This window comes from Streptomyces sp. WM6372, from assembly GCF_001279655.1.
Classification (GTDB): domain Bacteria; phylum Actinomycetota; class Actinomycetes; order Streptomycetales; family Streptomycetaceae; genus Streptomyces.
The window spans coordinates 1-466 of sequence record NZ_LGDB01000102.1; the positions used below are offsets into that span (position 1 = coordinate 1).

Sequence of the window (466 nt, forward strand, 5' to 3'; positions counted from 1 at the left end):
CGACGACCTGGCCGGCCTGGAAGCAGGCCTCGACGCCCTCGACGCCGTCCAGACCCACCGCACCCCCACCCGCGAGGTCCTCGTCAAGAAGGTCCTCCCACCCGTCCTGGCGGTGGGCCTGGTCCTGCTCGTCTGGCAGGTCCTGGTCTCCCTGAAGGTCACCGAGGAAACCAAGCTCCCCGCCCTGTCCGCCGTCTGGGACAGCCTGTCTGACATGTGGGTCAAGGGCACCCTGCTGGAGGTCATCTGGACCAGCGTCTCGCGCGGCCTGCTCGGCTTCCTGCTCGCCCTGGCCATCGGCACCCCGCTCGGACTGCTCGTCGCCCGCGTCACATTCGTCCGCGCCGCGATCGGCCCCATCCTCCAAGGCCTGCAATCCCTGCCCTCCGTCGCCTGGGTACCCCCCGCCGTCCTCTGGTTCGGCCTCAACGACGCCATGATGTACACCGTCATCCTGCTGGGCGCC

Annotated in this window: 1 protein-coding gene; it reads left to right on the forward strand. The window is 69.7% G+C overall.

The features are described from left to right. On the forward strand, positions 1-466 hold a 466-nt coding region (locus ADK52_RS09150; RefSeq protein ID WP_420714828.1), incomplete at both ends, for an ABC transporter permease.